Source organism: Nocardia higoensis NBRC 100133 (assembly GCF_000308595.1).
Classification (GTDB): Bacteria; Actinomycetota; Actinomycetes; order Mycobacteriales; family Mycobacteriaceae; genus Nocardia; species Nocardia higoensis.
Window position 1 is genome coordinate 45193 of sequence record NZ_BAGA01000117.1, and the last position, 7853, is coordinate 53045.

4 protein-coding genes and 1 pseudogene are annotated in these 7853 nt (G+C 67.1%); 4 read left to right on the plus strand and 1 reads right to left on the minus strand.

Translation table 11 applies throughout. From position 1 onward, the window contains the following. Positions 1 to 105 precede the first annotated feature (105 nt). Together ON26_RS21555 and ON26_RS34695 are read left to right on the plus strand one after the other, a co-directional pair. Positions 106 to 3918: a multifunctional oxoglutarate decarboxylase/oxoglutarate dehydrogenase thiamine pyrophosphate-binding subunit/dihydrolipoyllysine-residue succinyltransferase subunit gene (locus tag ON26_RS21555; protein WP_169333759.1), complete on the plus strand. Its 3813-nt coding sequence runs from the start codon at positions 106 to 108 to the stop codon at positions 3916 to 3918. Between the two features lie 137 nt (positions 3919 to 4055). Beyond that, positions 4056 to 4592: pseudogene (locus ON26_RS34695) on the plus strand (Rpn family recombination-promoting nuclease/putative transposase); the annotation flags it as partial. 113 nt (positions 4593 to 4705) lie between these two features. On the opposite strand, the gene ON26_RS21560 reads toward ON26_RS34695, so the two are convergent. Continuing rightward, positions 4706 to 5332, minus strand: coding sequence for a LysE/ArgO family amino acid transporter (locus ON26_RS21560; RefSeq protein WP_040798032.1), 627 nt, complete (start codon positions 5330 to 5332; stop codon positions 4706 to 4708). Positions 5333 to 5402: 70 nt separating this feature from the next. Between ON26_RS21560 and ON26_RS21565 the strand changes: the two genes are divergently transcribed. After that, positions 5403 to 6302: a LysR family transcriptional regulator ArgP gene (locus ON26_RS21565; protein WP_040798033.1), complete on the plus strand. Its 900-nt coding sequence runs from the start codon at positions 5403 to 5405 to the stop codon at positions 6300 to 6302. A gap of 134 nt (positions 6303 to 6436) precedes the next feature. Then, positions 6437 to 6964, plus strand: coding sequence for a TerD family protein (locus ON26_RS21570; protein ID WP_040798034.1), 528 nt, complete (start codon positions 6437 to 6439; stop codon positions 6962 to 6964). Positions 6965 to 7853: the final 889 nt, after the last annotated feature.

The window sequence follows — 7853 nt, forward strand, 5'->3', positions numbered from 1 at the left end:
AACGCTGATCGTCTGCTGGGCATATCCTCGACAGAGGGCGCATCGGCGCGCACCCGCCGATCCCCGTGCCGGGCACGTCACAAACGTCGCAGCGCAAAGAACGAAATGAGGCGAACACCTGCTGTGAGCAGTTCAACTTCCCAGTTCGGTCAGAACCAGTGGCTGGTCGACGAGATGTATCTGAAGTACCAACAGGATCCATCTTCGGTCGACGAGAGCTGGCACGAATTCCTCGCCGACTACACACCAGACGCCAACTCCGACGCCAGCGCCAACGGCCGCACGACCGCCGCCCCGCCCGGCACAGCTACCGCGCAGCAGGCGGCAGCGCCCTCGACGAAGACCGCCGCGCCCGCTCCGGCTCCCAAGGCCGCGACCGAGGCAGCCGCGACGAAGCCCGCTCCCAAGGCTCCCGCTGCGAAGGCGGCGGCTGCGCAGGCTCCGGCCGCGAAGGCCGCCACCACGCGCGCCCCGCAGACCACGCCCGCGCCCTCCTCCAACGCCGCGCCGACCTCCGGCGGCCCCAAGCCCGCCGCGGCCGCCGACGAATCGAAGGTGCTGCGCGGCGCGGCTGCCGCCGTCGTCAAGAACATGTCGGCTTCGCTGACCATCCCGACCGCCACCTCGGTCCGCGCCATCCCGGCCAAGCTGATGATCGACAACCGTCTGGTCATCAACAACCACCTCGCCCGTACCCGTGGCGGCAAGATCTCGTTCACCCACCTGCTGGGCTACGCGATCGTCCAGGCGGTCAAGGCGTTCCCCAACATGAACCGCCATTTCGCCGAGATCGACGGCAAGCCGCACGCGGTCACCCCCGCGCACACCAATCTCGGCCTCGCCATCGACCTGGCGGGTAAGGACGGCAGCCGTTCGCTGGTCGTCGCGGCCATCAAGGGCGCCGACGAGATGAGCTTCGCGCAGTTCCACGCCGCCTACGAGGACATCGTCAAGCGCGCCCGCGTGGGCAAGCTGACCGCCGAGGACTTCTCCGGCGTCACCATCTCGCTCACCAACCCCGGCACCATCGGCACCGTGCACTCGGTGCCGCGCCTGATGCCCAACCAGGGCGCCATCATCGGCGCGGGCGCGATGGAGTACCCGGCCGAGTTCCAGGGCATGAGCGACGAGCGGATCGCCGAGATCGGCGTCGGCAAGCTGATGACGCTGACCTCGACCTACGACCACCGCATCATCCAGGGCGCGGAGTCCGGCGACTTCCTGCGCACCATCCACAACCTGCTGATCTCCGACGAGTTCTACGACGAGATCTTCCACGGCCTCGGCGTGCCCTACGAACCGGTCCGCTGGCGCAAGGACGTCAAGGAACGCGGCGTCGACAAGAGCACCCGGGTGCTCGAGATGATCGCGGCCTACCGCAACCGCGGCCACCTGATGGCCGACACCGACCCGCTGCGCCTGGTCAAGGACAAGTTCCGCAGCCACCCCGACCTCGACGTCACCACCCACGGGCTGACCCTGTGGGATCTCGACCGCGAGTTCAACGTCGGCGGCTTCCACGGCCAGGAGCGGATGAAGCTGCGCGACGTGCTGTCGGTGCTGCGCGACGCGTACGCCCGCCACGTCGGCGTGGAGTACACCCACATCCTCGACACCGAGCAGCTGCAGTGGATCCAGGACCGCGTCGAGCAGAAGCACGTCAAGCCGACCGTCGCCCAGCAGAAGTACATCCTGAACCGGCTCAACGCCGCCGAGGCGTTCGAGACCTTCCTGCAGACCAAGTACGTCGGCCAGAAGCGCTTCTCGCTGGAGGGCGCCGAGGCGGTCATCCCGATGATGGACGCCGTGCTCGACCAGAGCGCCGAGCACAGCCTCGACGAGGTCGTCATCGGCATGCCGCACCGCGGCAGGCTCAACGTGCTGGCCAATATCGTCGGCAAGCCTTACTCGAAGATCTTCACCGAGTTCGAGGGCAACATGAACCCGGCCGCCACCCACGGCTCCGGCGACGTGAAGTACCACCTGGGCGCCAAGGGCACCTACCTGCAGATGTTCGGCGACAACGAGATCCAGGTCTCGCTCACCGCCAACCCCTCGCATCTGGAGGCGGTCGACCCGGTGCTCGAGGGTCTGGTGCGCGCCAAGCAGGATCTGCTCGACAAGGGCGACGGCCCCGAGGGCTTCTCGGTCATGCCGCTGATGCTGCACGGTGACGCCGCGTTCGCCGGCCAGGGCGTGGTCGCCGAGACGCTGAACCTGTCGGGTCTGCGCGGTTACCGCACCGGCGGCACCATCCACATCGTGGTGAACAACCAGATCGGCTTCACCACCGCCCCGGAGAACAGCCGCTCCACCGAGTACTCCACCGACATCGCGAAGTTCATCGGCGCGCCGATCTTCCATGTCAACGGCGACGACCCGGAGGCCTGCGACTGGGTCGCGCGCCTGGCGGTCGACTTCCGGCAGAAGTTCCGCAAGGACGTGGTCATCGACCTGATCTGCTACCGCCGTCGCGGCCACAACGAGGGCGACGACCCGTCGATGACCCAGCCGTACATGTACGACGTCATCGACACCAAGCGCTCGGTCCGCAAGAGCTACACCGAGAGCCTGATCGGCCGCGGCGACATCTCGCTCAAGGAAGCCGAAGACGCGCTGCGCGACTACCAGGGTCAGCTGGAGCGCGTGTTCAACGAGGTCCGCGAGCTGGAGAAGTACCCGCCGGGGCCGAGCGAGTCGGTCGAGGACGACCAGACCGTGCCCGGCACCGTGCACACCGCTGTGGACAAATCGGTCCTGCAGCGCATCGGCGACGCCTTCCTCAACGTGCCGGACGGCTTCAACGTGCACCCGCGCGTCAAGCCGGTGCTGGAGAAGCGCCGCGAGATGGCCTACGAGGGCAAGATCGACTGGGCCTTCGCCGAGCTGCTGGCCTTCGGCACGCTCATCGACGAGGGCAAGGCCGTCCGCCTGACCGGCCAGGACTCCCGTCGCGGCACCTTCACCCAGCGCCACGCGGTCATCATCGACCGCAAGACCGCCGAGGAATACACCCCGCTGCACAACATCGGCAGTGAGAACCCCGGCTGGTTCGCCGTGCACGACTCGGCGCTGAGCGAATACGCCGCGGTGGGCTTCGAATACGGCTACTCCCTGGGCAACCCCAACGCCCTGGTGCTGTGGGAGGCGCAGTTCGGCGACTTCGTCAACGGCGCGCAGTCCATCATCGACGAGTTCATCTCCTCCGGTGAGGCCAAATGGGGCCAGCTCTCCGATGTGGTGCTGCTGCTGCCGCACGGCCACGAGGGCCAGGGCCCGGACCACACCTCCGGCCGCATCGAGCGGTTCCTCCAGCTGTGCGCGGAGGGTTCGATGACCGTGGCGGTGCCGTCCACCCCGGCGAACTACTTCCACCTGCTGCGTCGTCACCACCACGACGGCATCCGCCGCCCGCTGATCGTCTTCACTCCGAAGTCGATGCTGCGCAACAAGGCCGTGGTGTCCGACATCAAGGACTTCACCGAGTCGAAGTTCCGCTCGGTGTTCGACGAGCCCGCCTACGAGCAGGGCATCGGCGACCGGTCCAAGGTCAAGCGCGTGCTGCTGACCAGCGGCAAGCTCTACTGGGAGCTGGCCGCGGAGAAGGCCAAGCAGAAGCGCGAGGACGTGGCGATCGTGCGCGTCGAGCAGCTCTACCCCATGCCGAAGTTCCGCCTGAACGAGGCACTCGAGGGCTACCCGAACGCCACCGACATCGCCTGGGTCCAGGAAGAGCCGGCCAACCAGGGCGCCTGGCCCTTCTACGGGCTCAACCTGCCCGAGCACCTGCCCGCCCGCCTGGGCAGGCTGCGCCGCATCTCCCGTCGCGCCATGTCGGCCCCGTCCTCGGGATCGTCGAAGGTGCACGCGGTGGAGCAGGCCGAGATCATCGCCGAGGCCTTCGAGCCGACCAAGTAGTTCTCACCGACTCCGCGGGCCGGGCAGCGATCACGCTGCCCGGCCCGCGGGCGTTCGTTCCCCTCCAACCGACACGTAGCAGGACACGCCGATATGTAGGCGGATTCCTCTGCGCGACACACTGATTCGGCCGATCCTTGTTCCGGCGCATCATGTCGCGACCCCACCACGCCGCAGGCGAATTACGCGCCGTTCTTCCGGAAACCGTTGCCGCCCGGTTCGATTGGGACACCCTGACGCTGGAGTCGTGCAGCTTCGTATCCACCCAGCTGCGCTCCCGCTACAGCGACCTGCCCTTCCGCACCCGCCTCGACGGCCATCACGCGTTCGTCTACCTGCTCGTCGAACACCAGAGCCGCCCCGACCGTTTCATGCCACTGCGCATGACCGAATACCTCGTCGCCATCTGGAACCGCTACCTCGACGAGCATCCCGACACCACCGTGCTGCCCGCCGTCGTCCCTGTCGTCATCCACAGCGGCCCGAACGCCCGACGCTGGAATACCCCCACCGAACTGTCCGAACTCATCGACATCGATCCGGTCACCCGCCCCGCCCTCGGCGAGCACCTACCCCGCCTGCGCCTGATCCTCGACGACCTGACCACGGTCGACCTCCCCACCCTGCGCGCCCGCCACCTCACCCCGGCCACGCGGCTGATGCTGGTACTGCACCGGATCGCCACAGGCAACCGCACTCTGGGCGACGACCTGACACCCCTGCTGACCGACCTGCAGGACCTGCTCGCCGCTCCGGGTGGGCTGGATGATCTGCGCTCCAGGCGTAGTCACCAAGCGCGGGCCAGCAAGGCAACACCCATCGTGAGCATCGTGACGGCGACGAGCAGGTCCAGCACCCGCCACACGCTCGGCCGGCTAAGAACAGGACTGAGCATCTTGGCGCCGTAGCCGAGCCCGGTGAACCAGACCAAGCTGGCGGTCATCGCCCCCAGCCCGAAGATCCAGCGCAGCGAGCCGTGGCCGGTGGCGATCGAGCCGAGCAGCAGCACGGTGTCGAGATAGACGTGCGGGTTGAGCCAGGTCATGGCCAGGCAGGTGAGGATCGCGGCGCGGACGGAACCCGGCGCCGGACCGGTGGCGCTGAGCGCTTGCCCGGCGGCCGGGCACAGGGCCCGGTGGGCGGCGAGCAGCCCGTAGCAGATCAGGAATCCGCCGCCGGCCACACCGACCGCGGTGAGTGCGGCCGGCCAAGCGGTGACCACCGCCCCCGAACCCGCGACACCGAGCGCGATGAGAACCGCATCGGACAGCGCGCAGATCCCGACTACCGGCGCCACCGATCGTCCGCGCGCACCGTGACGCAGAACGAATGCGTTCTGCGCGCCGATCGCGACGATGAGAGACAGGCCCGCACCGAATCCCGCGCCCGCCGTGGTGAGAATGCCGCTGTCCACGCCCTCCGACGCTAGGCAGCACAGCATCATCAGTACAGCTGAAGTTTCTTATCTATCATTAGATGTCGTGATGACAGAGCTACCGGCCGATCAGGTGCTCACGCTGCTGGCGGTAGTGGACGAGGGCACCTTCGACGCCGCCGCGGCCGCGTTGCACGTCACTCCGTCGGCCGTCAGCCAGCGGATCAAGGCACTCGAACAGCGCACCGGCCGAGTACTGGTGACCCGCACGAAACCGGTCCGCGCCACCGAATCAGGCCGGACCGTGGTGCGTTTCGCCCGACAGCTCGCGACGCTGCAGCGTGACGCCGTGCGCGAACTCGGCATCGCGGCGGAATCGGGCCCCGCCCGGCTGTCCATCGCCGTCAACGCCGATTCCCTGGCCACCTGGTTCCTGCCCGCCCTCACTCGCGTCCCGCAGGATCCACCGATCCTGTTCGACCTGCACCGCCAGGACGAGGCCTACACCGCGACCCTGCTGCGCGAAGGCCAGGTCATGGCGGCGGTGACCTCGGCCGCCGAGCCGGTCACCGGCTGCAGCGTCCGCTCGCTGGGCGCCGCCCGCTACCTCCCCTGCGCGACTCCCGCGTTCATCGCCCGCCACCTCACCGGCAGCCCACTACGCGAACGCCTCCCCCAGGCACCCGTGATCGTCTTCGACCGCCAGGACAACCTGCAGGACAGCTTCATCCGGGGCCTGAGATACGGATCTTCGAACGCCTGCCGCCACCGCCACCACATCCCCACCTCCGAGGGCTACCGCGACGCCGTCGCCGCGGGCCTGGGCTGGGGCATGCTGCCCGAACCCCACGCCCGACCCCTGATCGACTCGGGCGTTCTGGAGAATCTGACACCCGGCCGGTGGGTGGATGTGCCGCTGTACTGGCAACAGTGGAAACTGGACGTGCCAGCGCTCGCACTCGTCGCTGAGGCCATCGCCGCCGCGGCAGCCGAATCCCTTCATCACTGAACATCCCTCGAAACGCGCGGGTCGAGGAATCAAGGGGCACATACTGTCTGCCGGACGAACGCACGATACGCGAGCATTTGCCAGGGTATAGCGTGCAGACACAACATTTTTCAGGTCGGGGCGGCGACGAGAGGGTGCACGTGTCGAATACAGGACTGTCCTTCGTGACATTGGGGCTGGGCTGGGACCCGGCCGATCGAGCCAGATGGACGCGAGTCCGCAGCGAGATCGATCTCAATGCCGCGGCGATACTTTTCGCGGGACACCAGTTGGTGGACGTGGTCTATCACGATCAATTGTTCTCCCAGGACGGCGCCGTGCGCTTGCTCGGCGACTCCACCACCGGCGAGGGCGAAGGCGACGACGAGATCATCACCGTCGACCTCACCCGCATCTCCCCGGTGGTCACCGCCATCGTCTTCCTCATGACCTCCTACACCGGCCAGACCATGGACGAGGTCCAGAACTCCTACTGCCGCCTGATCGACGGCGTCACCGGACAGCAGATCGCCTACTACCTGCTCAACGACCCCGCCCACGGGTTCCTCGCGGGCGAACTGGTGCGCGCGGGCGAGGGCTGGATGTACCGCGAGATCGCGTCGGCCATCGACGCCCAGCATCCGGTCGAGGCGATCCAGCAGCTGGATCAGTACCTCCCCTGAACCCGCGCCGGACGAATGCCCGGCAACAGCCCCACTCTGCGACGCCGACGCGGTAGAAGGAAAGACCCAGGGGCGTCGTCAGCACTGCCGGATACCGATCGAAGACGACCGGAAGCTCCCCGTTGGCGTTCCGACCGCCGATCGCGATCCACCTTTCCCGACAACCAAAGGTGCTGCCCCTCGATTCGATCCCGATCGGATCGAGTGACTCCGGCAGAGACTTTCAAGTATGCGAGTACGTCCTCCTCACCATGTACATTTCCGTCACGCGTTGCCCTGGAATCAGTGACATATGAGGAGCCGCTCAGCCGTGGACACCTACGATCGACGGAGCCGAGACAGCAGAAAGCGCCCGACCGACACCCGATTGTTCGACGCGTGGGCGAGAACCCGGTTCCGGGATCACCCGCAGGAGGACGACAAGGCCTGCGCAACGGCAGCAGAGGTTCACTTCGAAGGCGTGACCGAGCACACGATCGCGCTGGCACGTAGGCGCCTCGCGCCCCGTCCGCGCGGGAGGGCTTTCGAAGAATGCAAGCAGTACACACCTTACGTCCCGGAACCGATCGAGGCGACGGCAAGCCAGCTCAGCTCACGCCGGCCGGAGCCATGTCCCGCATGCGATATCCGGCCCGATGTGGCCGGCAACTGCCTGTGCGGTTGAACGGCGGATCGGCCCCAGCGTCCCGCTGGATATGCGAGGACAACGAGGACGAAGACTAGAGTGTCGCCAAAGTTGCTCTGACAGAACGTGTTTCGATAGTAGTATGGCCGGGTCGGAAAATCGGGCGGGGCGACGAGCATGCCGGCTTTCGCCATGCCGGACCAGCCAGGGGGCAGCATGATGCAAGACGGCGCGGTGATTCGCATACGGGTGGTCGGGGGCAAC

Excerpts from the sequence above, each read along its gene's own strand:
- ON26_RS21555 (WP_169333759.1), top strand. The coding sequence starts at position 106 with ATGAGGCGAACACCTGCTGTGAGCAGTTCAACTTCCCAGTTCGGTCAG.
- ON26_RS21565 (WP_040798033.1), top strand. The coding sequence starts at position 5,403 with ATGACAGAGCTACCGGCCGATCAGGTGCTCACGCTGCTGGCGGTAGTG.